We start from the raw sequence: 257 nt of genomic DNA on the forward strand, positions 1-257 counted from the left end.
AACCATCATAGCACCATAGTAGTTCTCAAGTGCCATGAGATCTTCTGCGTGATAAACCGAAACACCATCTCTTTGTTTCTTCTTAGTATATTCTAAGTAGAACTCTTTGAAGTTATCAGCTTTTCTTGGTGTAATGATCTCAACATCTTTAAGAGTCTCATAGAGACCAAGATCTTTCATTTTCGTTTCAATCTTTGTTCTACTTCCTAGAAGAACTGGCTCGATTCTTCCTTCGTCAATAATAGTCTTAACTGACT

1 protein-coding gene is annotated in these 257 nt (G+C 36.2%); it reads right to left on the minus strand.

The genetic code is table 11. The features are described 5' to 3' along the window. Positions 1–257 (minus strand): phosphate acyltransferase (locus M901_RS13435; RefSeq protein WP_034722291.1); only part of this gene is annotated, 257 nt, incomplete at both ends.

The organism is Bacteriovorax sp. DB6_IX (genome assembly GCF_000447775.1).
Classification (GTDB): domain Bacteria; phylum Bdellovibrionota; class Bacteriovoracia; order Bacteriovoracales; family Bacteriovoracaceae; genus Halobacteriovorax_A.